20 protein-coding genes are annotated in these 21,439 nt (G+C 66.9%); 8 read left to right on the top strand and 12 right to left on the bottom strand.

Going from position 1 to position 21,439, the window contains the following annotated elements; all coding sequences use genetic code 11:
• Positions 1-42: 42 nt before the first annotated feature.
• Both AC3WT6_RS07960 and grxD read right to left on the bottom strand, forming a co-directional pair.
• A complete protein-coding gene (locus tag AC3WT6_RS07960; protein ID WP_492653050.1) occupies positions 43-3,168 on the bottom strand; it encodes a WD40/YVTN/BNR-like repeat-containing protein in 3,126 nt (1,041 codons plus the stop codon).
• A gap of 290 nt (positions 3,169-3,458) precedes the next feature.
• The gene (grxD, locus tag AC3WT6_RS07965; RefSeq protein WP_492653051.1) at positions 3,459-3,788 is read right to left on the bottom strand and encodes a Grx4 family monothiol glutaredoxin; all 330 of its coding nucleotides are present in this window, start codon (positions 3,786-3,788) and stop codon (positions 3,459-3,461) included.
• A gap of 285 nt (positions 3,789-4,073) precedes the next feature.
• Between grxD and AC3WT6_RS07970 the strand changes: the two genes are divergently transcribed.
• From AC3WT6_RS07970 to nadC, 3 genes are all read left to right on the top strand, one after another.
• A complete protein-coding gene (locus AC3WT6_RS07970; protein ID WP_492653052.1) occupies positions 4,074-4,649 on the top strand; it encodes a superoxide dismutase in 576 nt (191 codons plus the stop codon).
• 64 nt (positions 4,650-4,713) lie between these two features.
• Positions 4,714-5,610, top strand: coding sequence for an ornithine carbamoyltransferase (gene argF, locus AC3WT6_RS07975; RefSeq protein ID WP_492653053.1), 897 nt, complete (start codon positions 4,714-4,716; stop codon positions 5,608-5,610).
• 28 nt (positions 5,611-5,638) lie between these two features.
• The gene (nadC, locus tag AC3WT6_RS07980) at positions 5,639-6,499 is read left to right on the top strand and encodes a carboxylating nicotinate-nucleotide diphosphorylase (protein ID WP_492653054.1); all 861 of its coding nucleotides are present in this window, start codon (positions 5,639-5,641) and stop codon (positions 6,497-6,499) included.
• A gap of 47 nt (positions 6,500-6,546) precedes the next feature.
• Here nadC and ahpF read toward each other — a convergent pair whose 3' ends face one another.
• The 4 genes from ahpF to sppA all read right to left on the bottom strand — a co-directional run bounded on the left by ahpF (position 6,547) and on the right by sppA (position 11,735).
• Positions 6,547-8,130: an alkyl hydroperoxide reductase subunit F gene (gene ahpF, locus AC3WT6_RS07985; RefSeq protein WP_492653055.1), complete on the bottom strand. Its 1,584-nt coding sequence runs from the start codon at positions 8,128-8,130 to the stop codon at positions 6,547-6,549.
• 120 nt (positions 8,131-8,250) lie between these two features.
• Positions 8,251-8,814, bottom strand: coding sequence for an alkyl hydroperoxide reductase subunit C (gene ahpC, locus AC3WT6_RS07990; RefSeq protein WP_492653056.1), 564 nt, complete (start codon positions 8,812-8,814; stop codon positions 8,251-8,253).
• Positions 8,815-8,957: 143 nt separating this feature from the next.
• Positions 8,958-9,857 (bottom strand): alpha/beta fold hydrolase, encoded by a 900-nt coding sequence (locus AC3WT6_RS07995; RefSeq protein WP_492653057.1) that lies wholly within the window; start codon positions 9,855-9,857, stop codon positions 8,958-8,960.
• Positions 9,858-9,872: 15 nt separating this feature from the next.
• Complete coding sequence (gene sppA / locus AC3WT6_RS08000; RefSeq protein ID WP_492653058.1) at positions 9,873-11,735, bottom strand: signal peptide peptidase SppA; 1,863 nt, start codon at positions 11,733-11,735, stop codon at positions 9,873-9,875.
• A 318-nt stretch (positions 11,736-12,053) separates the two neighbouring features.
• Here sppA and AC3WT6_RS08005 point away from each other — a divergent pair, with 318 nt between their 5' ends.
• From AC3WT6_RS08005 to AC3WT6_RS08025, 5 genes are all read left to right on the top strand, one after another.
• Positions 12,054-12,650, top strand: a complete 597-nt coding sequence (locus AC3WT6_RS08005; RefSeq protein WP_492653059.1) for a peroxiredoxin — start codon at positions 12,054-12,056, stop codon at positions 12,648-12,650.
• Between the two features lie 156 nt (positions 12,651-12,806).
• Positions 12,807-13,766, top strand: coding sequence for a thioredoxin-disulfide reductase (gene trxB, locus AC3WT6_RS08010; RefSeq protein ID WP_492653060.1), 960 nt, complete (start codon positions 12,807-12,809; stop codon positions 13,764-13,766).
• 160 nt (positions 13,767-13,926) lie between these two features.
• Positions 13,927-14,544 (top strand): glutathione S-transferase family protein, encoded by a 618-nt coding sequence (locus AC3WT6_RS08015; protein ID WP_492653061.1) that lies wholly within the window; start codon positions 13,927-13,929, stop codon positions 14,542-14,544.
• Entirely contained in the window at positions 14,544-14,996 is a 453-nt protein-coding gene (locus AC3WT6_RS08020) for a C40 family peptidase (protein ID WP_492653062.1), read from the top strand. Before AC3WT6_RS08015 ends, AC3WT6_RS08020 begins: the two co-directional genes overlap by 1 nt.
• Before the next feature lie 75 nt (positions 14,997-15,071).
• A complete protein-coding gene (locus AC3WT6_RS08025; protein ID WP_492653063.1) occupies positions 15,072-16,112 on the top strand; it encodes a cyclic nucleotide-binding domain-containing protein in 1,041 nt (346 codons plus the stop codon).
• Between the two features lie 24 nt (positions 16,113-16,136).
• Here the strand turns inward: AC3WT6_RS08025 and AC3WT6_RS08030 are convergent, their stop codons facing one another.
• Genes AC3WT6_RS08030 through AC3WT6_RS08055 form a run of 6 tightly spaced genes read right to left on the bottom strand, consistent with a single transcriptional unit; the run spans position 16,137 to position 21,436 of the window.
• Complete coding sequence (locus tag AC3WT6_RS08030) at positions 16,137-16,496, bottom strand: PilZ domain-containing protein (protein ID WP_492653064.1); 360 nt, start codon at positions 16,494-16,496, stop codon at positions 16,137-16,139.
• 43 nt (positions 16,497-16,539) lie between these two features.
• Positions 16,540-17,562 carry a DNA polymerase III subunit delta' gene (gene holB, locus AC3WT6_RS08035; protein WP_492653065.1) on the bottom strand — a complete coding sequence of 341 codons (1,023 nt, stop codon included), beginning with the start codon at positions 17,560-17,562 and terminating at the stop codon, positions 16,540-16,542.
• The gene (tmk, locus tag AC3WT6_RS08040; protein WP_492653066.1) at positions 17,559-18,182 is read right to left on the bottom strand and encodes a dTMP kinase; all 624 of its coding nucleotides are present in this window, start codon (positions 18,180-18,182) and stop codon (positions 17,559-17,561) included. Before tmk ends, holB begins: the two co-directional genes overlap by 4 nt.
• Entirely contained in the window at positions 18,179-19,213 is a 1,035-nt protein-coding gene (mltG, locus tag AC3WT6_RS08045; RefSeq protein ID WP_492653067.1) for an endolytic transglycosylase MltG, read from the bottom strand. The genes tmk and mltG overlap by 4 nt, the downstream gene beginning before the upstream one ends.
• 40 nt (positions 19,214-19,253) lie before the next feature.
• On the bottom strand, positions 19,254-20,105 hold the full coding sequence (gene pabC, locus AC3WT6_RS08050; RefSeq protein ID WP_492653068.1) for an aminodeoxychorismate lyase: 852 nt from the start codon (positions 20,103-20,105) through the stop codon (positions 19,254-19,256).
• The gene (locus tag AC3WT6_RS08055) at positions 20,102-21,436 is read right to left on the bottom strand and encodes an aminodeoxychorismate synthase component I (RefSeq protein ID WP_492653069.1); all 1,335 of its coding nucleotides are present in this window, start codon (positions 21,434-21,436) and stop codon (positions 20,102-20,104) included. The genes pabC and AC3WT6_RS08055 overlap by 4 nt, the downstream gene beginning before the upstream one ends.
• Between the last annotated feature and the right edge of the window lie 3 nt (positions 21,437-21,439).

Genomic DNA, 21,439 nt, shown 5'->3' on the forward strand with positions numbered 1-21,439 from the left:
TCTCTCCCGCCCATTCGCAGCTTGCCAAACCGCAGGCCGGGATCAGTGCCGCCGCTGGCGCCGCCGCAGCAGGCCCAGGCCAGCCAGAACGATCAGCAGCGCAGCACCGGGGGAGCCGCCGAAACGACCGCCGGAATCACCGCCAGAGCCACCACTGGAGCCACCGGACGAACCGCCGCCCGAGGAGCTGCCACCACCGGCCGGGAACGTGTACTGCTGCACGCCACGGCCGAAGGTGGCGGCGAACAGCTGCGTGTCATCGCCGGGCTTGAGCACCAGCTGGTTGATCGGATTGCTGGGCAGGTTGCTGCCCAGGGGCACCCACTCGCTACCGTTGAGATCGCTGGAGATGAACACGCCGATGTCGGTGCCGACGATCAGCTGGTTGCCACGGCGCAGGATCGCGGTGGTGACCACGTCCGGCAGATTGCCCTGCAGCGAGCTGAAAGTGGCACCGGCGTCCTTCGACACCCAGACGTTCTTGCCCGGTTGCAGGTTGTCGTTGGTATCGCCGTACTGCCCCGGCGGCGCCCAGCGCGCGGTCGAATAACCGCCCAGAACCACGTAGACGGTCTTGCCGGTGGGGTCGTTGCGATCGATGTGCAGCGAGTAGATGTAGCGATTGGGCAGGCCGCTCAGCGCCGCATCGTGCCAGCCGTCGGCGGTGCCCTTGGCCGCCGGCTTGTCGCCGCCGACATTGGTCGCCAGCTTGCGCTGGAACTGGTTGGCGCTGCCGACCAGATTGCAGGGGCCGCAGGCCGCGGCGTAGACGTAGTCGCCCACTACGTCTAGCACCCGACCACGGGCCTGGAAGGCCGCACCGCTGGCCTCGTCGGTGCCGAAGTCATAGACCGTGGTCCAGGTCGCGTCAGTGTCGGCGTTGAGCGTCTCCGCCACCTTGGTGCCAGCCGCGACCAGATGCTTGGCGTCCTTGTCGTCCATCACGAAGGGCGACAGGAAGTGCGCGGTGCCAACATCGAAGCCATCCACATACTCGTTGCTGACACCGCCATCGAGCGTGCGCACCAGCGAGAGGCCGGGAGTCTGGAAGTAGGCGGTATTGGCGTTGTCCGGGTCCACCGCCGTCCACATGCCGTCACCGACGTAGATGCGGATCTGTTCCCGCGTGGTCGGGTCGATCTTGCCGGAGGTGTTGTCCTGCAGGCCGTACCAGACGGTGCCGTCCTTGGCCACCGACACGCCGTAGTTCATCAGCGTGTAGAAGCCGTTGTTGATGCCCGAGCCCCACTTGTCGTTGCTCAGCGGATCGGTGGTCGGGTCCGTGGAGTGCTGCTTGTAGGCGCCGCCGTCATTGCCGGCGAACAGCCAGACACCGCCCTCGCCGTCGGGGATGAACAGACCGCCCTGCTGGTCGGGGTGGGTGGTGGTGCGACCGCCGACCTGGGTGCTGCTGGTCGGGCAGACCGGGACGCCGACACCGCCGACATTGCCGATCAGGAACAGGCAGGTCTCGCCGGAGAAGTAGGTGCCGATCACCTTGAAGTCCGAGGGGCTGGCCGCCTGCGGAGCGCCGATCAGGGGCAGCGGCAGGCTGTTGGTCCAGACCTCTTCCAGGCCGAAGGCGATGCGGGTCGGCGCACCGGTGACCGGGTCGGCCTGGGTCGGGTCCACCGCGATCCATTGGTTGTACCAGGACTGGATGCCCGGGGCGACGCCGAGCGCCGCGGTGGCCGCCAGCGAGGAGCCGGTGGCGCCGGCGGTGCCGACCAGCTCAAGGTCGTCGGCCATGCGGAACCAGGTGTCGCCGAAGTCGGTGGAGGCGTAGATGCCATTGAAATAGGTGGGATTGAGGCCCTCGGCCACCAGTTCGCAGACGAACTGCGGGTCGCCTTCCGGCAGGCTGCTGCACTCGATCGGAATCTGGGTGCCCGGAATCAGGTCACTGTCCAGCAGCGGGCCGGAGGTGCCATTGAGCAGGCGCGCGTCCTGCACCATCGCGTAGATGATGTTGTGGTCCTGCTCGGGGCCATAGGCCTGGCCCATCTCGATGCGACCGATGCGATCCTGCGGAGCAAAACCGTAGGGGAGCAGCGGATCGGGGCCAGCGGCTTCGATCTTGGTGTAGCTGCCCGGCACACCGGTGTCGGAGCGGTACAGGCCATTGCCAGGCGACTGCGCCGTGCCATCGGCATACGGCAGGTTGCCGGCGCGATAGCCCACGGCGGCGATCACCGGGCAACCGGCGGCGTCACAGACCTCGTTGGTGATGCCACCCGGCACCTTGACGATCACATCGGTGACGATGTTGGCGAACAGGCACTTCGAATTGGTGAAATTGCCGGCGCAGTCGGTGGAAACCGGCAGCGCGACATTGGTGAAGTTGCGCCCGGCGTCGGTGGAGCGGAACAGGCCCTTGCCGGTGGCGGCATAGACGATGTTCGGGTTGGAAGGGTCGACCTTCAGCTTCGAGCCCAGAGCGCCGTCGGGAATGCCGGTGGCGTGGTTCCAGGTCTGGCCCAGGTCGGTGGTCCAGTAGGCGCCGAGACCGGTGTAGGTATTGCCGCCCGCGGTGTGCTCGCCGGTCAGCGCGATCAGCGTGCCGCCACCTCCGGTGGTCCAGGCCACGCCACTGGCGATCAGGGTCGGCAGCTTGTCGCCCAGCGGCCGCCAGCTGTTGCCGAGGGTGCTGAGATCGCCATCCACCGCCTCGCTGAGCCAGATGCCGCCATTGCCGACCGCGGCGAACAGGCGCTTGTTGGCCTCGTCATAGACGTACTCGTCGACCCGGCCGGACACGGTGGGAATGCCGTCGTTGCCGGCGCTGCCGGAATACTCTGCCTTGTAGATCTGCGGACCCTTGCCGTACTCGCTCCAGGCGCCGCTGGCATTCGCCACCGCCTTCTGGCGCGGCATCATCGCCGCCTTCTGCTCGGCCGCCTTGCGCAGCAGGCCCTCGGGCACCTCGCCCACCGCTTCGGCACGCGCCTTCTGGGACTCGCCCACCTCCATCAGCGACTCCGGCAGCTTGCGCCAGACGCAGGCTTTTTCGCCGTAGTGCTCGCGCAGCTTCGCTGCGCGCGCGGGGCTCACCGCGCCAAATTCGGCGGCCACTTCGGCAGGATCACGCCAGTCATAGCCGGCGGGGCAATTGAAGGACTGCTTGCCGTCGCCACCCTGCACCCGCTGCACGGGCAGGTTTAGCGACACCAGGCTGACCAGCGTGACCGAAATCGTGAGCGCGACTGCCGGGGAACGGCCGAAACCACTTAACCAGGTAGACCAGCGTTTGCTTTCCATGAATGAGGAAGACCAGGGTTCTTGAGTAGGAACAGCCAAGGCGGACGAGTCACGCGCGGCTGGATGACCTGAAGTGAACGTCAGTCCCGGAGGACGGTTGACAGTCTGTTTACGCTTATTTGATACGCCGAGTACGCGACGCCGGATAGTGGACAAAAAAACCCGCCACCAGGGCGGGTTCTCTTCGCGCGGGGATCGGCTCAGGCGGCAGCCTTACGTCCCACGGCTTCTTCCAGCATCTTCTTCAACTCACCGGTCTGGTACAGATCCAGGGTGATGTCACAACCGCCGACCAGTTCGCCCTTCACATAAAGCTGCGGGAAAGTCGGCCAGTTGGCGAACTTCGGCAGGGCGCGGTAAATCTCTTCGTCTTCGTAGATGTTCACATAGGCGTACTCCACGCCGCAGGCATTGAGTGCCTGCACGGTGCGCGCCGAGAAGCCGCACTGCGGGAAATCCGGGCTGCCCTTCATGTAAACAATGACGGGGTTTTCGCTGACCTGCTGTTTGATGCGCTCGAGCGCGTCCATCTGGAACTCTCCTTCGTTCGGATTCGTTAGGCCTTTGGAAAAACGACCTTCAGTCCGTTGCAAACCGGTACGGTGCCTCATAAGGCGGCGGATTATACGCGCGAGTTTCGTGCCAGATAATGAACCGCGGCAGCCATTCATCATTCGCCAAGTCGTCCATCCAGCCCACCATCAAGCCGGCCCCGGTTGAATTTGCGGGGTTGCTCGCCTATGTTGCCCATCCGCTTTTGCTGCCCCGCCAGGATTCATCCCAGCCCACGAGGACCTGTTTTTTAGGAAAACGCCATGGCCTTTACCCTCCCAGAACTGCCCTACGCGAAGGACGCCCTCGTGCCGCACATGTCGGCCGAGACCTTCGACTACCACTACGCCAAGCACCACAAGGCCTACGTCGACAACGCCAACAAGCTGGTCGCCGGCACCGAGTTCGAGACCATGTCGATGGAGGACGTGATCAAGAAGTCCTCCGGCAAGATCTTCAACAACGTCGCCCAGATCTGGAACCACACCTTCTTCTGGCACTGCCTCACTCCGAAGCAGACCCCGCCCGGCAAGAAGCTGACCGATGCCCTGGTCAAGCAGTTCGGCGGCGTCGAGGACTTCAAGAAGGCCTTCACCGAAGCCGCGATCAACACCTTTGGCTCCGGCTGGGCCTGGCTGGTGCAGAACGCCGATGGTTCGCTGGCCATCGTCTCCACCCAGGGCGCCGGCAACCCGATGACCGCCGGCCAGAAGCCGCTGCTCACCGCCGATGTCTGGGAACACGCCTACTACATCGACTACCGCAATGCCCGTCCCACCTACCTGGAGCACTTCTGGGCGCTGGTGAACTGGGAATTCGTGGAAAAGAATCTCGCCTGAGATTCCCAGCTCGCATCACCCGGGCCGCCTAACCAGGCGGCCCTTCTCTTTTGAGTGTTCTGCCATGCCGCGCCATTTTCTGAAGCTCTCCGACCTTTCCGCTGCCGAGATCAACCGGGTCATCGACCGGGCTCGCGCGCTGAAGGCCCAGAAAGCCGCCCTGCCCCAGCCCTTCGCCGGCAAGACCCTGGCGATGATCTTCACCAAGAACTCGACCCGCACCCGGGTCAGCTTCGAGGCCGGCATGGCCAAGCTCGGCGGACATGCGCTGTTCCTGCACGGCGACGCCACTCAGCTCGGCCGCAACGAGCCGATCGCCGACACCGCGCGCGTGCTGTCGCGCATGGTCGACGCGATCATGATCCGTAACGATTCGCACCGCGACCAGCAGGAGCTGGCGCGCAATGCCTCGGTGCCGGTCATCAACGGCCTGTGCAATCTGCACCACCCCTGTCAGTTGCTCGCCGACCTGCAGACCTGGATCGAGCACCGCGGCCCGCTGGCCGGCAAGACCGCGGCCTGGGTCGGCGACGGCAACAACGTCTGCCACTCCTGGATCGAGGCCGCCAAGCTGCTTGGCTTCCGCCTGCGCCTGGCCTGCCCGGCCGGATTCACCCCCGACGCCGAACTGCTGGCCTGGGCCGGTGACGCCGTGGAGAGCTGCACCGATGCCGCCAGCGCGGCGCGTGGTGCCGATCTGGTGGTGACCGATACCTGGACCAGCATGGGCCAGGAAAAGGAGGAAGCGCAGCGTCTCGCCGCCTTCGCCGCCTACACCGTCAACGCCGAGCTGATGGCCCTGGCCAAGCCGGAGGCGATCTTCCAGCACTGCCTGCCCGCGCACCGTGGCGAGGAAGTCAGCGCCGAAGTGATCGACGGCCCGCAGAGTGTGATCTGGGACGAGGCGGAGAACCGTCTCTGGGCGCAGATGGCGCTGCTCGAATTCTTGCTGGCGGCGTGAGGCGTGAGGCGTGAGGCGTGAGGCGGCGATGACGATCCAGCTACCGGCGTATGTCAACAACCTGGCCGAGACGGTGCGTGCCGCGCTGGCGGAAGACCTGGGCACGGCCGGCGATCACACCGCGCGCCTGAGCCCGGATCACCCAGCGCAGGCGCGGGTGATCTGCCGCGAGCCGGCGGTGATCTGCGGTCGGCCCTGGGTCGATGAGGTGTTCCGCCAGCTCGACCCGGAAATCGCGGTGGACTGGCAGATCGGCGAAGGCGAACGGGTGGTCGCCGACACCGTGCTGTTCACCCTCGCCGGCCCGGCGCGTGCCCTGCTCACCGGTGAGCGCAGCGCGCTGAACTTCCTGCAAACCCTGTCGGGTACCGCCACCACGGTGGCCCGCTACGTGGAAGCGGTGGCAGGCACCGGCTGCGCCATCGCCGACACCCGCAAGACCCTGCCCGGCTTGCGCAATGCGCAGAAGTACGCCGTGCTCATGGGCGGCGGCGTGAACCACCGCATCGGGCTCTACGACGGCATCCTGATCAAGGAAAACCACATCGCCGCGGCGGGAGGCATCGCCGCCGCGCTGGCGGCGGCGCGCGCCTTGAATGCCGGCGTGCCGCTGATGACCGAGGCCGAGGATCTCGACGAGGTCCGCGCCGCACTGGCCGAGAACGTCGACCTGCTGCTGGTCGATGAACTGCCGGACGCCGAAATCCGCGAGGCGGTGCGCCTGACCCGCGCCCATCGGGCGGCGGGCGGCAAGACGGTGATCGAGTATTCCGGCGGCGCCAACCTGGCCAACATCCGCCGGCTGGCGGAGACCGGCGTCGACCGCATTTCGGTCGGCGGCATCACCAAGCACCTGCACGCCATCGACCTGTCGATGCGCTTTGTCTAGCTTAAAGACCGGTCTCCCCTATGTGAGCTGGGGAGACCAAGCAGGCTTCAGGCCGCCGCCTTCTGCGCCTCCGGCGCCGAGCTGCGGATCAGGTGATCAAAGGCGCTGAGCGCGGCCTTGGAGCCCTCGCCCATCGCGATCACGATCTGCTTGTACGGCACCGTGGTCACGTCGCCGGCGGCGAACACACCCGGCACTGAAGTCTGGCCACGAGCATCAATCTCGATCTCGCCGCGCGGCGACAGCGCCACCGTGCCCTTGAGCCAGTCGCTGTTCGGCAAGAGGCCGATCTGCACGAAGATGCCTTCCAGCTCGACCGTGTTCAGCTCGCCATTCGCGCGGTTCTTGTAGACGAGACCATTCACCTTCTGGCCGTCGCCAGTCACTTCGGTGGTCTGCGCCGAGGCGATGACCTTGACGTTGGCCAGGCTGAAGAGCTTGCGCTGCAAGACCGCGTCGGCGCGCAACTGCGCGTCGAACTCGATCAGCGTCACCTGGCTGACGATGCCGGCGAGGTCGATCGCCGCCTCCACACCAGAGTTGCCACCGCCGATCACCGCCACCCGCTTGCCCTTGAACAAGGGACCGTCGCAGTGCGGGCAGTAAGCCACGCCCTTGTTGCGGTACTCGTTCTCGCCGGGCACGTTCATCTGCCGCCAGCGGGCGCCGGTGGCGATCACCACGGTCCTGGCCTTGAGCGCGGCGCCGCTGGCCAGCTGCACCTCGATCAGGCCATCGGCTCCGGCGGGGATCAGCTTCTCGGCGCGCTGCAGGTTCATCACGTCCACCTCGTAGCTCTTGACGTGCTGCTCCAGCGCGGCGGCCAGCTTGGGGCCCTCGGTTTCCGGCACCGAGATGAAGTTCTCGATGCCCATGGTGTCCAGCACCTGGCCGCCAAAGCGCTCGGCGGCAACGCCGGTGCGGATGCCCTTGCGGGCGGCGTAGATCGCCGCCGCCGCGCCGGCCGGGCCACCGCCGACCACCAGCACGTCGAAAGGCGCCTTGGTCTTGAGCTTCTCGGCTTCGCGCGCCGAAGCACTGGTGTCGAGCTTGGCGAGGATTTCCTCCACGCCCATGCGGCCGCTAGCGAACGGTTGGCCGTTGAGATAGACGCTGGGCACTGCCATCACTTGGCGCTGCTCGACCTCGGCCTGGAACAGCGCGCCGTCGATGGCGGTGTGGGAGATGCGCGGATTCAGCACCGCCATCAGGTTCAGCGCCTGCACCACGTCGGGGCAGTTCTGGCAGGTGAGAGAGAAATACGTCTCGAAGCGGTAGTCGCCGTCGAGCCTGCGCACCTGCTCGATGATTTCCGCGTCGAGCTTGGAGGGATAGCCACCCACCTGCAGCAGGGCCAGCACCAGCGAGGTGAACTCGTGGCCCATCGGCAGGCCGGCGAAGCTCAGGGCGATCTGCTCGCCCGGCGAGCCGAGGCTGAAGGAGGGTACGCGCGCACCTTCGGCGCCGCGCTCGCTGACGCTGATCTGCGGCGAGGCTTCCTTCAGGTCTTGCAACAGAGCCCGCAGTTCCTGCGAGCTGTCGCCGCCGTCGAGGTGGGCGACGATCTCGATAGGCCGAGTGACCCGTTCGAGATAGGTCTTCAACTGGGTTTTGAGATCGGTGTCCAACATGACGCGGCTCCGTGAATTTTGGGCAAGATTTCCCCGTCCGGAACACCCGGCCGGCGAAACCTTGCGATTTGAGAAGGGCTGGCCGCCCCCAACGGGCGGCCAGCCGGACAGCGGTGCTGCTTAGATCTTGCCGACCAGATCCAGCGAGGGCGCGATGGTCTTCGCACCTTCCTTCCACTTGGCCGGGCAGACCTGGCCCGGGTGGGCGGCGGTGTACTGGGCGGCCTTGAGCTTGCGCAGGGTCTCCGACACGTCGCGGGCGATCTCGTTGGAGTGGATCTCGGCGGTCTTGATGATGCCGTCCGGGTTGATGACGAAGGTGCCACGCAGGGCCAGGCCTTCTTCCTCGATGTGCACATCGAAGGCGCGGGTCAGCTGATGGGTCGGGTCACCGACCAGCGGGAACTGCGCCTTGCCGACCGCCGGCGAAGTTTCGTGCCAGACCTTGTGCGAGAAGTGGGTGTCGGTGGTAACGATGTAGACCTCGGCACCGGCCTTCTGGAACTCGGCGTAGCTGTTGGCGGCGTCCTCGACCTCGGTCGGGCAGTTAAAGGTGAAAGCGGCCGGCATGAAGATCAGCACCGACCACTTGCCCTTGAGGCTGGCGTCGGTGACATCCACGAATTTGCCGTTGTGGAAGGCGGTGGTCTTGAACGGTTTGACGGCGGTATTGATCAGGGACATCGGCGACTCCTGTTGGGTGACTTTTGGGAGAGATACGGCTTGGGGTGCATGAATCTTATGGCCAGCCGAGCCATGCTAGAAATTGATTGCTGTCATTGCCGCCATTGGCTGAGCAAATCGTCAGACCAGACCGCAGCACCCGCTCAGGGCTTCTTCAAGAGTTCGCGGACGTCGATCTTCGGCATCGCCTGGGTATCGACCCTTAGCCAGCTGAGCGCGCTTTCCGATTTGGCCGAGAGCGTGCCGCCCGGCATCAGGAAGTCCATCACCGCACGGTTGAACTCGTCCGGATACTCCATCTGCAGACCATGATGGGCACCCTGGAACAGGCGGCAGCGCCCGTCCGGCAAGGCCTCGGTGAAGTTCTGCGCCAGTCGGGTCTCGAAATAGTCGAACTCCGAGGCCAACACCAGGGTGGGCATGCGCAGCCATTGCAGCTTGTCCTGCACCGACCAGCCCGACAGCGCCCGCAGCGAGGCCAGATACACCGACTTCGGCACCCGGCCGTTGCGTTCGGCGACCTTGGCCCGCAGCTCGGCCTGTTCGGGCTGCGGGAACATCATCGCCGCCGACTTGCGCGACAGCGCCGGCACGCCGAACAGGCGCACCGTCAGTTGCCGGAACCACAGCATCTGACGCTGCTGAAAGCTGCGCGGGCGGAAATCCGGCAGGGTATTGCTCAGCACCAGCTTGACGATGCGCTCGGGCCGCAGGATCGCCATCTGCATGGCTACCGCGCCGCCCATGGAATGACCGACCACCGCGTGGGTGCCCAGTTGCAGCTGCTCGACCAGTTGCAGCAGGTCGGTGGCGAAACGCTCCACCGAGTAGGGCGGGATGTCGTCACTGTCGCCATGACCGCGCAGGTCCGGGGCGATGACCCGGAAGATCCGCGAGAAATGCGCGATCTGCGCCTCCCAGTCGGCGTGGCTGGCGCCCAGGCCATGTATCAGCAGCAGCGGCGGCCCCTGGCCGTGGTCGACATAGCTCAGGCGCGCGCCATTGACCAGGGCCTGCCTAAGTTGCGGTTGCTCGGTGCTCATGCGGCCAGCCCGACCTCAGGGACGATCCAGGGTCACGGCACAGAAACAACGGGCATAGATTCCGCGCGGATCATTGATCCAGCCCAGCGGCTGACGCAGCTCCGGCGTCTGCGCAAGCTGCCGCACCAGGCCACCGAGACTGCCCAGCGCCTGACTGCGCGCCGCCGCCTGGCCCAGGAAGTGGAACAGCGTCTGCAAAGGCGTCGAGTAGCCGGGGTGACGCTCCTCCAGCTCGTAGCTGCCGCTGCTCAGCTGCGCCAGTTCGGCGGCGGTGGTGATCGCCGCGTCCAGCCCGCCGAAGCCGTCGATCAGGCCCAGCTCCTTGGCCTTCAAGCCGCTCCAGACGCGCCCACGGGCGATGCGATCCACCGCCTCCGGCGCCAGCGAGCGCCCTTCGGCGACGCCGTTGATGAAGTCGCGATAGCCCTTCTCGATGCTGCTCTGGATGATGATCCTCACCTCCGGGGTCAGCGGCCGGTCGATGCGCATGGCACCGGCCAGCGGCGTGGTGCCGACGCCATCGGTGTGGATACCCAGCTTTTCCAGCGGCTTGGCGATGGTCGGCACCAAGCCGAAGATGCCGATGGAGCCGGTAATGGTGCTCTCGTGGGCGATGATCTTGTCGGCCGCCATGCTCACCCAGTAACCGCCGCTGGCCGCCACTGAGGACATCGAGGCCACCACCGGCTTGCCGTCGGCCTTCAGCGCCTGCACGGCGCGGCGAATCTGCTCGGAGGCGTAGACGCTGCCGCCGGGGGAATCCACCCGCAGCACCACCGCCGCCACCTGGTCGTCGAGGCGCGCCTCGTCGAGCAGGTCGGCGATGCTGTCGCCGCCGGCGTAACCGGGCTGGCCGGGGCCATCGACGATCTCGCCCTGCACCACCACCAGCGCGATCTTGCTGTCCGGCGGCAGCGCCTTGCGGCTGGAATGCACGGCGCGCAGATAGTCCTCGGACCAGATCTGGCGGAAGCTGCCGAGATCATTGTCCATGCCCACGGTATCGGCCATGCGCTGGCGGAACTCGTTGAGGGTTTCGATGTGGGTGACCAGCTTGGCTTCCTTGGCATAGCCGGCGGCGTCGCCCTGCAGGCGCTGCATGCCCGGAGCCAGACCGTTCACGTACTGGTCGATGCTGTCGGTGGGCAGCTGCCGCGCTACCGCGGTGAGGCTGCCGTAGCGGCTCCAGAGATCACCCAGCCAGTCGAGGTTTGCCGCCCTGGCCTCCGCCGACATGTTGTTGCGGATGAAGGGCTCCACCGCCGACTTGTACTCGCCGACCCGGAACACGTTCACCTCCACGCCCAGCTTGTCGAGCGCGTCCTTGAAATACATCTGCTGGCTGGACAAGCCCTCCACCGCCACCATGCCCAGCGGATCGATGGAGATATCGTTGGCGTGCGCGGCAACGAAGTAATGGCTCTGTTCGTAGCTCGGCGCGTAGGCGTGCACCGGCTTGCCGGAGGCCTTGAAGCGATCAATCGCGGCGTTCAGCTCTTCCAGCTGCGCCAGGCCGGCGCTGTTCAGGCCGTCGAGCTTGACCACCGCCATGCTCACCCGCGAGTCGAGGCGAGCGGCGTCGAGCGCGTCGACCAGGTCGCGCAACAGGGTCTGCGAGGGCAGCTCGCCACCAAACTGCTCGGCCAGGCGCTGCGCCGGCTCCAGATCGATCTGCTCGACCAAGGCCCCGGAGGGCGCCACCACCAGGGCGATATTGTCTTCCACCACCACGGGTGGGCCGCCGCGGCTGCTGACCCAGATCAGGCCCAGCGAGGCCACCAGCAACAGGATCACCAGCACCCGGTAGGTCCAGGCCACTATGCTCCAGAGCCCCTGGAACAGACGCACGAACAAGGGGCGACGGACGGCTTCGCTCATGGAAGAATCACAGGAAGTAGATGTAAAAGTATGACACGCGGATTCCAGCTTACGTTCTAACAGTGCGGCCGAACCCGGCGTGCACAAGACGGATCAGAGGCGGCAAGCGCCCGCATCGACGCCGGTGCACGGCTCATAGCCCGGCCCTATGTGGCGAATATGCAGGTTTGCTTTGACCGATGCAGACCAGCTTCCTAGACTTGCCCGCGTTCGCAGGAACCACCGGGTTCCATCCCCATGATCCCAGGCTTTTGCCGCGAACCGGTTTCCTATAGAGCTGTCCAGCCATTCATTCGTGTCCTTTCAAGGAATAGACCCATGAGCGTACTCGTCAATCGTCCCGCCCCCGACTTCAAGGCTGCCGCCGTGCTCGGCGATGGCACGCTCGGCGAGTTGAAGCTCTCCGACCTGCGCGGCAAGCCGGTGGTGCTGTTCTTCTGGCCGCTGGATTTCACCTTTGTCTGCCCCAGCGAAATCATTGCCCATGACCACCGCCTGGCCGAATTCCAGGCGCGTGGCGTGCAGCTGGTCGGCGTCTCGATCGACAGCCAGTTCACCCACTTTGCCTGGCGCTCCACGCCGGTCAACAAGGGCGGCATCGGCCCGGTCGGCTTTCCGATCGTCGCTGACGTCAACCACGAGATCGTCCGCGCCTATGGCGTCGAGCATCAGGACGGCGTCGCCTTCCGCGCCTCCTTCCTGATCGACAAGAACGGCATCGTCCAGCACCAGACCGTCAACAACCTGCCGCTGGGCCGCAATGTCGATGAGATGGTGCGCCTGGTCGACGCCCTGCAGTTCCATGAAGAGCATGGCGAAGTCTGCCCGGCCGGGTGGAAGAAGGGCGACAAGGGCATGAAGGCCACCGCCGAAGGTGTGGCTTCCTACCTCGCCGAAAACGCCGGCAAGCTCTAAGACCCGCGAGGGCGCCCGGCCCTGGCGGGCCGGGCTGTGAGGGCGCTTGCTTGCGCTCGCTGAGAGGGCGGGCGCTATGCGCCCTGTGAGGAAAGTCAGACCCGGTTCCTGTCCCGCGCAGCGGGCGCCCTCATCGATTTTGCGAAGGAGTAAACGATGTCCACCCCCGTCCATCACCCGCTCATCATCCTGGGCTCCGGTCCGGCCGGCTACACCGCCGCGGTCTACGCGGCACGCGCCAACTTGAAGCCGGTGATGATCACCGGCCTGGAAGTCGGCGGCCAGCTGATGACCACCACCGAGGTCGACAACTGGCCCGGCGACGTCCACGGCCTGATGGGCCCGGACCTGATGGCGCGCCTGCAGCAGCATGCCGAGCGCTTCGAAACCCAGTTCATCTACGACCACATCCAGAGCGTCGATCTCAAGACCAAGCCCTACAAGCTGGTCGGCGATCAGGGCAGCTATACCTGTGATGCGCTGATCATCGCCACCGGCGCCTCGGCGAAGTATCTGGGCCTCGCCAGCGAGCAGGAATTCCGCGGCAAGGGCGTGTCGGCCTGCGCCACCTGCGATGGCTTCTTCTACAAGGGCCAGGAAGTGGCGGTGATCGGCGGCGGCAACACCGCGGTCGAGGAAGCCCTCTACCTCGCCAACATCGCCAGCAAGGTCACCATCGTCCACCGGCGTGACAAGTTCAAGGGCGAGAAGATCCTGCACGACAAGCTGTTCAAGAAGGCCGCCGAAGGCAAGGTCGAGATCATCTGGAACTCGACCTTGGACGAGGTGCTGGGCGATGCCAGCGGCGTCACCGGCATGCGGGTGAAGAACCTCGAAACCGGGGCAACGCGCGAAATCGGCCTGAAAGGCGTGTTCGTCGCCATCGGCCACTCGCCCAACACCGGCATCTTCGAGGGTCAGTTGGAAATGGAAGGCGGTTATCTGAAGGTGAAGTCCGGCTCCGCCGGCGATGCCACCGCCACCTCGGTGCCGGGCGTGTTCGCCGCCGGCGATGTGCAGGATCACGTCTACCGCCAGGCGATCACCAGCGCCGGCACCGGCTGCCAGGCGGCCCTCGACGCCGAGCGCTATCTGGACAAGCTCAGCGGCCTGTAAGCCGCTGCTCGCGTCCGAATACCGCCCGCCGGCATCCTGGCGGGCTTTTTTTTGTTGCCTGTCAGGCCCAGTACCCCCCTGAACCGGCGAGGCGCGACCAGGGCTGGAGCCTTACTATTCGGACAACAACGACAAGACGGTCCCAGGAGGCCGAACCGGCATGAAGATGAAGCTGTATGGCTCCAAGACCTCGCCGTTTGCGCGCAAGGTGCTGGTCGCCATCGAAGAACTGGAATTGGGCAGCCTGGTAGAGCGCATCGGCGTGGATCCTTTCGATCCGCCACCGGAGTTCCTGGCAGCCAATCCGCTGGCACAGATTCCCGCCCTGGTCACCGAGAAGGGCGAGTGCCTGCCCGGCTCCGACCTGATCATCGAGTACCTGATGGGCCGCAGCCGCGGCCTGACCTCGCTGCCGCGTGGCAGCCAGCGCTGGGCAGCGCTGCGGCGCGCGAACCTCGCCGACGGCATCACCGAGGCGGCGGTGGCGATGCTCCTGGAGTCGCGCCGGCCAACCGAGCGCCAGCACCAGCCTTGGACCGAGCGCAAGCGGGCGGCGGTGCTGCGCGGCCTGGACCAGCTCGAGCAAGAAGCGGCCGGACTGCTCAGCGAACAAGCCAGCACCACCGAGATCAGCGTCGCCTGCGCGCTGGGCTATCTCGACTTCCGCTTCCCCGAACTGCAATGGCGGGAAGGCCGCCCTGCCCTCGCCGCCTGGTACGCCGGCTTCAGCCAGCGGCCCTCGATGCAGCGCACCGCACCTCCCGGTAGCACCATCTGATGCGTTGCGCCTGGGCGCTGTTGCTGCTGAGCCTGCTGTTTGGCTGCGCCTCGCGGCCACCGGGTGGCGACCGTGCGCTGCAACAGGCGATCCGCGCCGATGCCCTGGCCCAGGTCGGCAAGCCCTATCGCTACGGCGGCCGCGGGCCGGACGGCTTCGATTGCTCGGGGCTGGTCAACTACGTCTACGGTCGCGCCGGCATCAAGCTGCCACGCAGCACGCCGGAGTTGTACCGCAGCGGCGAGGCCATCGACCGCGACGAGGCACGGCCCGGCGATCTGCTGTTCTACCGCTTCGAGGAGCGCAAGCGCGAGCCCAGCCATGTGGTGATCTACTTAGGTGACGGCGAAGCCGTGCACGCCCCGGTCAGCGGCGGCGCGGTGCGCGCCACCCGTATCGACGCACCCTGGTTTGAAAAACGCTATGCCGGCGCCCGGCGCGTGCTCGACTGAATACCACAAGCCGCCAGGGCCCGCGTGTTATCGTTTCAACGATACCGCAGGGACCAAAAGCCAAGGGATAGCAAGATGTCGGAGGTCGTAAGCCCAGCCCTGTTCGCCACGCTGGTGCCCCTCAACGCACTGAAGTCGGACAGCCAGGCCACGCTGGCGAAGAAGGCCACGATCAGCGAACTCGCCGACGGCGAGCTGCTGTTCCGGGTCGGCGAGAGCGCCAGCAAGGCCTTGTACCTGCTTTCCGGCGAAGTGCAGCTGGAGGACGCCAACGGCAAACCGCTCGCGCGCCTGGTCGCCGGCAGCCCGGAAGCCGCGCACCGCATCGCCCACCAGTCGCCGCGCAAGGTGGCCGCCCGGGCAGTGCAGAGCGCCCGCCTGCTGGCGGTGGACGCCAGTCTCCTGGACGTGATGCTCACCTGGGACCAAACCGGCAAGTTCGAGGTGGAGGAACTGGGCAGCGAAGACAGCAGCGATGGCGACTGGATGACCCGCCTGCTGCAGATGCCGATCTTCCAGAGCGTGCCGCCGGCCAATCTGCAGGCGATGTTCCTGCGCATGCAGCCGATCGAGGTCGAAGCCGGCCAGGTGGTGCTCAAGCAGGGCGAGCCCGGCGACTACTTCTACGTCATCACCGAAGGCCGCTGCATGGTCACCCGCGAGGCGCCCAACCAGAAGCCGGTGCGGCTGGCCGAGCTGGAAGCCGGCTCCTGCTTTGGTGAAGAGGCGCTGATCTCCGACTCGCCGCGCAATGCCACGGTCACCATGCTCACCCGCGGCAAGCTCACCCGCCTGTCCAAGAGCGATTTCCGTTCCCTGCTCAACGAGCCGCTGTCACGCAAGCTGAAGTTCGCCGAAGCGCAGCGCATGGTCGCGGCCGGCCAGGCGAAGTGGCTGGACGTGCGCATGCCCAGCGAGGTGCAGGTGCATCCGCTGCCGGGCGCGCTCAACATCCCGCTGTTCATGCTGCGCATGAGGCTGGCCCTGCTCGACCGCAACCAGTGCTACATCACCTGCTGCGATTCCGGCCGACGTTCCTCGGTGGCGGTGTTCGTGCTGACCCAGAAGGGCTACAACGCCTATACCCTGGACGGCGGGCTGCCGGCGGCGAGCTGATCCGAGCGCGGCACGGCGCCGCGATCACATCGTGTGGGTGGGACGATCCGCGCCCAGAGCGCCCGCCAGCAGCGCCTCGATCTTCTTCTGCGTAGCGCCGGCATCCTGGCTGGAAAACTGCACGCCGATGCCCTGCTGGCGCTTGTTCTGGGCGCCGCGCGGCGTCACCCAGACCACCTTGCCGGCCACCGGCAGGCGCTCGGCGGAGTCCATCAGCGTCAGCAGGATGAACACCTCGTCGCCGAGCTTGTATTGCTTCTCGGTGGGGATGAACAGGCCGCCGTTCTTCACAAAGGGCATGTAGGCGACGTACAGCGCGCTCTTGTCCTTGATGTTGAGAGTGAGGATGCCGGGCTGTCCACCAGCGCGCGCGGGGGTGCTCATGTAGGGGAGATTTCTAGTAGTCGCAGCGGGGTCTGTCCGCAGATTACGCGCTTGCCGTAGCGCCCGCCAGCGCCCGCCAGCGCAGCAGCAGCGACTCCAGCACCAGCTGCGGCTGGGCGTTCTGGTTTTCCAGCAGGCGCAGGTTCTCCAGCAACAGCGCCAGGAACTGCTCATGGCGCGGGCTCCACAGCCCCCGGCGCAACTGCTTCAGCAGGGCCTCCTGCCAGTAGCGACAGAGCGCCGCTACTTCGAACTTGTCGCGGCCGAACTCGGCAGCGGCCTGCAGGGGATCGAGCTTGCGCTCGGCCACCTGGCTCAGCAGGGTCTGCCAGCGCCGGCGCCGCGCCGGCTCGTCATTGGCGATCCACTCCGCCGCCCGTAGCGGCGCGCCACCGGCGTCGGCGAGCAGGGCCGCGTCTGCGCTCGGATGTAGCACCTGGAGCCAGTCCAGCGCCTCGGCGGCCGGCGGTGGCGCGAAGCGCAGGGTCTGGCAGCGGCTGCGGATGGTCTGCTTGAGCGCCTGCGGGAACTCGGCGAGAAACAGCAGATAGCTGTTGGCCGGCGGCTCCTCGATGGTCTTCAGCAGCGCATTGGCGGTGGCCTCGCTCATCGCGCTGGCCGGTTGCACCACCACCACCCGCGCGCCGCCGAGATGGCTGGAGACGGTGAGCTTTTCCAGCAGGCTGCGGGCGGCATCGACGGCGATGTCGCGGCGGGCACTGTCCTTCTTCGGCGTCCAGAAGCTCAGGCCGTCCTCGTGCTGCAGGGACTCGCTGGCGGCGAGGCCGAGATGGCCATCCGGCGCCAGTAGGTGCGCATCCGGGTGGCCGCCGGCGGCGAGCATCCGGCAGCCACGGCAGTGGCCGCAGGCGCGGCCCAGTTCATCCGGATTGGCGCACAGCAGGCTGGCGGCCACGGCGCGGGCGAAGGCGCGCCTGCCGACGCCTGCGGGCCCGGCCAGCAGCCAGGCATGGGTGAGCTGGCCGCGCCGACGTGCGCCGTCGATCTGCGCCCATTGCGCCTGCTGCCAGGGCAGTGGCTGGAACAGTTCGAGAGCCTCGCTCACAAGTGCTGCTCCAGCACAGCCAGCAACTGCGCCTGTACCTGCTTCAGCTCCTGGCCGGCATCGATCACCGCGTAGCGAGCGGGCGCGGCCCGGGCACGGTCCAGGTAGGCCTGGCGCACCCGGCGCTGGAAGGCCAGGGCCTCGCCCTCGAAGCGGTTGGCATCGCCGCGGCTGTGGGCGCGCGCCAGGCCCTGCTCGGGTGCCAGATCGAAGACCAGGGTGAGATCGGGCCGCAGCTCGCCGAGCACGAAGGACTCCAGCTCCGCCAGCCGCGCCGCCGGCACGCCACGGCCGGCGCCCTGGTAGGCCCAGCTGGCGTCGACGAAGCGGTCGCTGAGCACCACCGCACCACGCGCCAGTGCCGGCCGGATGGTGGCGGCGAGATGGGCGGCGCGGGCGGCGAACATCAGCAGCACCTCGGTTTCCGCCGGCACGCCCTCGTCCCAGCTGGACAGCACCACCTGGCGGATCGCTTCCGCCAGCGGCGAGCCACCCGGCTCGCGGGTGAGCACCACCTCGCGGCCCTTCGCGCGTAGCCAGTCGGCGATATAGCGCGCGGCGGTGGACTTGCCGGCGCCCTCGCCGCCTTCCAGGGTCAGGAAGTAGCCGCTGCCGCTCATGGCCCTTCGCGCCGCGGCTGAGCCTTGAGCTGGTACTGGCGTACCGCGGCGTTGTGCTGCTCCAGGGTCTTGCTGAACTGGTGACTGCCGTCGCCGCGGGCGACGAAGAACACGCTGCCATCGTCCTCCGGATGCAGCGCGGCGTGGATGGCGGCACGCCCCGGCAGGCAGATCGGCGTCGGCGGCAGGCCGGCGCGGGTGTAGCTGTTGTAGGGCGTGTCGGTGAGCAGGTCGACGCGGCGCAGGTTGCCGTCGAAGTTTTCCCCCAGACCGTAGATCACTGTCGGATCGGTCTGCAGCAGCATGCCCAGGCGCAGGCGGCGCACGAACACGCCGGCGATCCGTGCCCGCTCGTTGGCGGCACCGGTCTCCTTCTCGACGATGGAAGCCATGGTCAGCGCCGCGCTGGCATCGGCGTAGGGCAGCTCGGGCGCCCGCTGCTCCCACTCGGCGCTCAGCGTCTTTTCCATCAGATGGTGGGCGTGGCGCAGAAAATCGAGGTCGCGCATGCCCTTGGTGAAACGGTAGGTGTCGGGAAAGAAGCGGCCTTCCGGATGCTGGCCGGGCAGGCCCAGCAGCGCCATCAGCTGCCCGGGCGCGAGCTCCTCCGGCAGGCTGTGCCCGAGATCGGGATGGATGCGCACCAGATCCAGCAGCTGCGCATAGCCCCAGCCCTCGGGGATGCGCAGCTCCGAGAGCACCGCGCGGCCCTCGACGAACATCGCCAGCGCCTGCAAGGGGGTGGTGCCGGGAGCGAGGTCGAAGTCGCCAGCCTTGATCCGCGTCTGCTGGTCGCGCAGGCGGGTCAGCAGCAGCAGGTACAGGCTCTGGCGAGGCGTCACGAAGGCGTCCACCGCCTGCAGCTGGTGGATCACGTCGCGCATGCGGTTGCCGCGCTCGATGCTGACCCGCTCCACCTCTTCCAGCGCCAGCGGCTGGTGCAGCAGGCGGTTGGCGTCGTAGAGCACCGCCGCCAGCCCCAGCAGGCCGAGCACGAACAACAGCGCGAGCACTCGCAGGAGCTTTTTCATGCGGCAAACCTTAGCAGGAGGGAGCGGCGAAACGACAGCATCAATGAGCATCCAGCAGGCTGGGATGCGCCAGCGCCTGCTGCAAACGCTGGCTGAGCACCCCGGGCTGCCCGAACTCGTGGCCCTCGAGACGCCGCAGCGGCCAGAGCCCGATCAGGCTGTTGGTGATGAAGGCCTCGCGCGCCGCCAGCAGGCGCTCGACCGGCGCCTCGACCTGCTCCACCGGCAGGCCCAGGCTGCGCGCCAGCTCCAGCACCCGCGCCCGCATCAGGCCAGCGACGCCGCACTGGGCCAGCCTGGGCGTGCACAGGCGACCAGGCTCGGCCCAGAACAGATTGCTGCGGGTGCCGCAGACCAGGTTGCCGGCGGCGTCGCTCATCAGCGCCTCCTGCACTCCTTGCGGCCAGGCGCGTGCGGCGAGCACGTTTTCCAGGCGATTGAGATGCTTTACGCCAGCCAGCCGCGGCTGCGCCGAGAGCGTCACCACCGAGCGGATGGCGTTGATGCCCTCGCTCCAGTGGCTGGCGGAAAATCGCGGTGCCGGATAGCGCAGCAGGATGCGGTCGCACTGGCGGGTGGTCGGCGTGTAGCCGCGGCCGCCACCGGCGCGGGCGAGGATGATCTTGCCCACCACTGGCTGGGCACGGCCGCCGCCGAGCGCTTCCAGCTCGGCCTCCAGCTGGCCGACATGCGGCGGGTCGAGGTCCAGCGCCCGGCAGTCGTGCACCAACTTCACGTAATGGCGGTCGAAATCCAGCCAGCGGCCTTCGTGGCGCAACAGGGTGCGGAACACCCCGTCGCCATAGTGCAGTGCGCGGCTGGTGAGGATGGCGGTGCCGGGCGGCCCGCCATTGACCAGAGCAACCACTTCGCGCGGCAGGTCCGGAGTCATGCCGTCACGCCCAGAGCTCGCAACAGGCCCTTGGCCTTGGCACGGGTCTCGGCCAGCTCGGCCTCCGGCGTGGAATCGGCAACGATGCCACCGCCGGCGCGCAGGCTCACCTCGCCGTCTTCGACCACCAGACTGCGGATCAGGATATTGAGATCGAGGCGACCGGAGCGCGCGAGATAGCCCATCGCGCCGGTATAGGCGCCGCGGCCCTCGCCTTCCAGCTCGGCGATGATTTCCATCGAACGCAGTTTCGGGCAGCCGGTGATGGTGCCGCCCGGGAACACCGCGGCGATCGCCTCACCCGGCCCGACGCCCTCGCGCAGATAGCCGCGGACGTTGGAGACGATGTGGTGGACGTGGGCATAGCTTTCCACCGTCATCAGCTCGCTGACCTCGATGCTGCCGGGCTCGCAGACCCGGCCCAGGTCGTTGCGCTCGAGGTCGATCAGCATCACATGCTCGGCACGCTCCTTGAGACTGCCGATCAGCTGCCGGCGCAGGGCGGCGTCTTCGCCGGCCTGCTCCGAGCGTGGCCGGGTGCCGGCGATGGGGCGCGTCTGCGCAAGCCGCTTTCCGTCGACTTTTTCTATGGAAATCAAACGCTCCGGCGAGGAACTTAAGATGGCACTGGAACCGATGCGGGCCAGCCCGGCAAACGGCGCGGGGTTGCGGCTACGCAGGCTGCGGTAGAGCTGGGCGATGCCGATACCGGGCTTTAACTTGGCCCGCCAAGCTCTTGAAAGATTGATCTGAAAGCTGTCTCCGGCGCGCAGGTAATCGAGCACTTTGCGCACTCCGGCCAGGTGCCGTTCGGTGGCTTCCTCGCGTACCGCCTCGACCAGCGCGCCCTCCGGCAGAGCCGGGTCGGCCACCGGCGACTGCAAGTCCGCCAGCAGCAACGCCAGCTCGGCACCGCTCTCGCTCAGGCAATGGCTGCGGCCGCGTTCGCGGTCGACGATGATCGCGGCCGGGCAGCGCACCGCCAGCGCGGTCGGCAGCCGACAGGGCGCGTCCGGCAGCCGCAAGCCGGGTTCGCTGTAGCGCACCGCCTCGTAGGCCAGAAACAGGAACCAGCCACCGGCGAACGGCAGGCCGTGATCCTCGGCGTCCTCACCAACCGCGGCGCTGACTTCAGACAGTCGCCGGAAGAAATCCGGCCCGTCCAGCAAGGTTTCGGCCGACTGCCACTGCGGAAACGCCAACAACAGGTCGTAGCGACCGGAAGTGGGATGTCCGGCCACACTTTCGAGCAGGAAGGGATAACGCTCCGGGTTCCGCTCGTGCAGGGCTAGAAGATCGGGCGTTCCTGGCAGCTCAAGGTGCTGGGCCACGTC

The organism is Stagnimonas sp. FW305-C-60, assembly GCF_058782965.1.

What these genes read in the sequence shown, in the direction of transcription:
- AC3WT6_RS08030 (WP_492653064.1), bottom strand. Translation starts at nt 16,496, where the DNA reads ATGAGCACCCCCGCGCGCGCTGGTGGACAGCCCGGCATCCTCACTCTC.
- AC3WT6_RS07970 (WP_492653052.1), top strand. Translation starts at nt 4,074, where the DNA reads ATGGCCTTTACCCTCCCAGAACTGCCCTACGCGAAGGACGCCCTCGTG.
- sppA (WP_492653058.1), bottom strand. Translation starts at nt 11,735, where the DNA reads ATGAGCGAAGCCGTCCGTCGCCCCTTGTTCGTGCGTCTGTTCCAGGGG.
- AC3WT6_RS08020 (WP_492653062.1), top strand. Translation starts at nt 14,544, where the DNA reads ATGCGTTGCGCCTGGGCGCTGTTGCTGCTGAGCCTGCTGTTTGGCTGC.
- AC3WT6_RS08015 (WP_492653061.1), top strand. Translation starts at nt 13,927, where the DNA reads ATGAAGATGAAGCTGTATGGCTCCAAGACCTCGCCGTTTGCGCGCAAG.
- AC3WT6_RS07995 (WP_492653057.1), bottom strand. Translation starts at nt 9,857, where the DNA reads ATGAGCACCGAGCAACCGCAACTTAGGCAGGCCCTGGTCAATGGCGCG.
- ahpC (WP_492653056.1), bottom strand. Translation starts at nt 8,814, where the DNA reads ATGTCCCTGATCAATACCGCCGTCAAACCGTTCAAGACCACCGCCTTC.
- mltG (WP_492653067.1), bottom strand. Translation starts at nt 19,213, where the DNA reads ATGAAAAAGCTCCTGCGAGTGCTCGCGCTGTTGTTCGTGCTCGGCCTG.
- AC3WT6_RS08025 (WP_492653063.1), top strand. Translation starts at nt 15,072, where the DNA reads ATGTCGGAGGTCGTAAGCCCAGCCCTGTTCGCCACGCTGGTGCCCCTC.
- argF (WP_492653053.1), top strand. Translation starts at nt 4,714, where the DNA reads ATGCCGCGCCATTTTCTGAAGCTCTCCGACCTTTCCGCTGCCGAGATC.
- AC3WT6_RS08005 (WP_492653059.1), top strand. Translation starts at nt 12,054, where the DNA reads ATGAGCGTACTCGTCAATCGTCCCGCCCCCGACTTCAAGGCTGCCGCC.
- ahpF (WP_492653055.1), bottom strand. Translation starts at nt 8,130, where the DNA reads ATGTTGGACACCGATCTCAAAACCCAGTTGAAGACCTATCTCGAACGG.
- pabC (WP_492653068.1), bottom strand. Translation starts at nt 20,105, where the DNA reads ATGACTCCGGACCTGCCGCGCGAAGTGGTTGCTCTGGTCAATGGCGGG.
- nadC (WP_492653054.1), top strand. Translation starts at nt 5,639, where the DNA reads ATGACGATCCAGCTACCGGCGTATGTCAACAACCTGGCCGAGACGGTG.
- grxD (WP_492653051.1), bottom strand. Translation starts at nt 3,788, where the DNA reads ATGGACGCGCTCGAGCGCATCAAACAGCAGGTCAGCGAAAACCCCGTC.
- trxB (WP_492653060.1), top strand. Translation starts at nt 12,807, where the DNA reads ATGTCCACCCCCGTCCATCACCCGCTCATCATCCTGGGCTCCGGTCCG.
- tmk (WP_492653066.1), bottom strand. Translation starts at nt 18,182, where the DNA reads ATGAGCGGCAGCGGCTACTTCCTGACCCTGGAAGGCGGCGAGGGCGCC.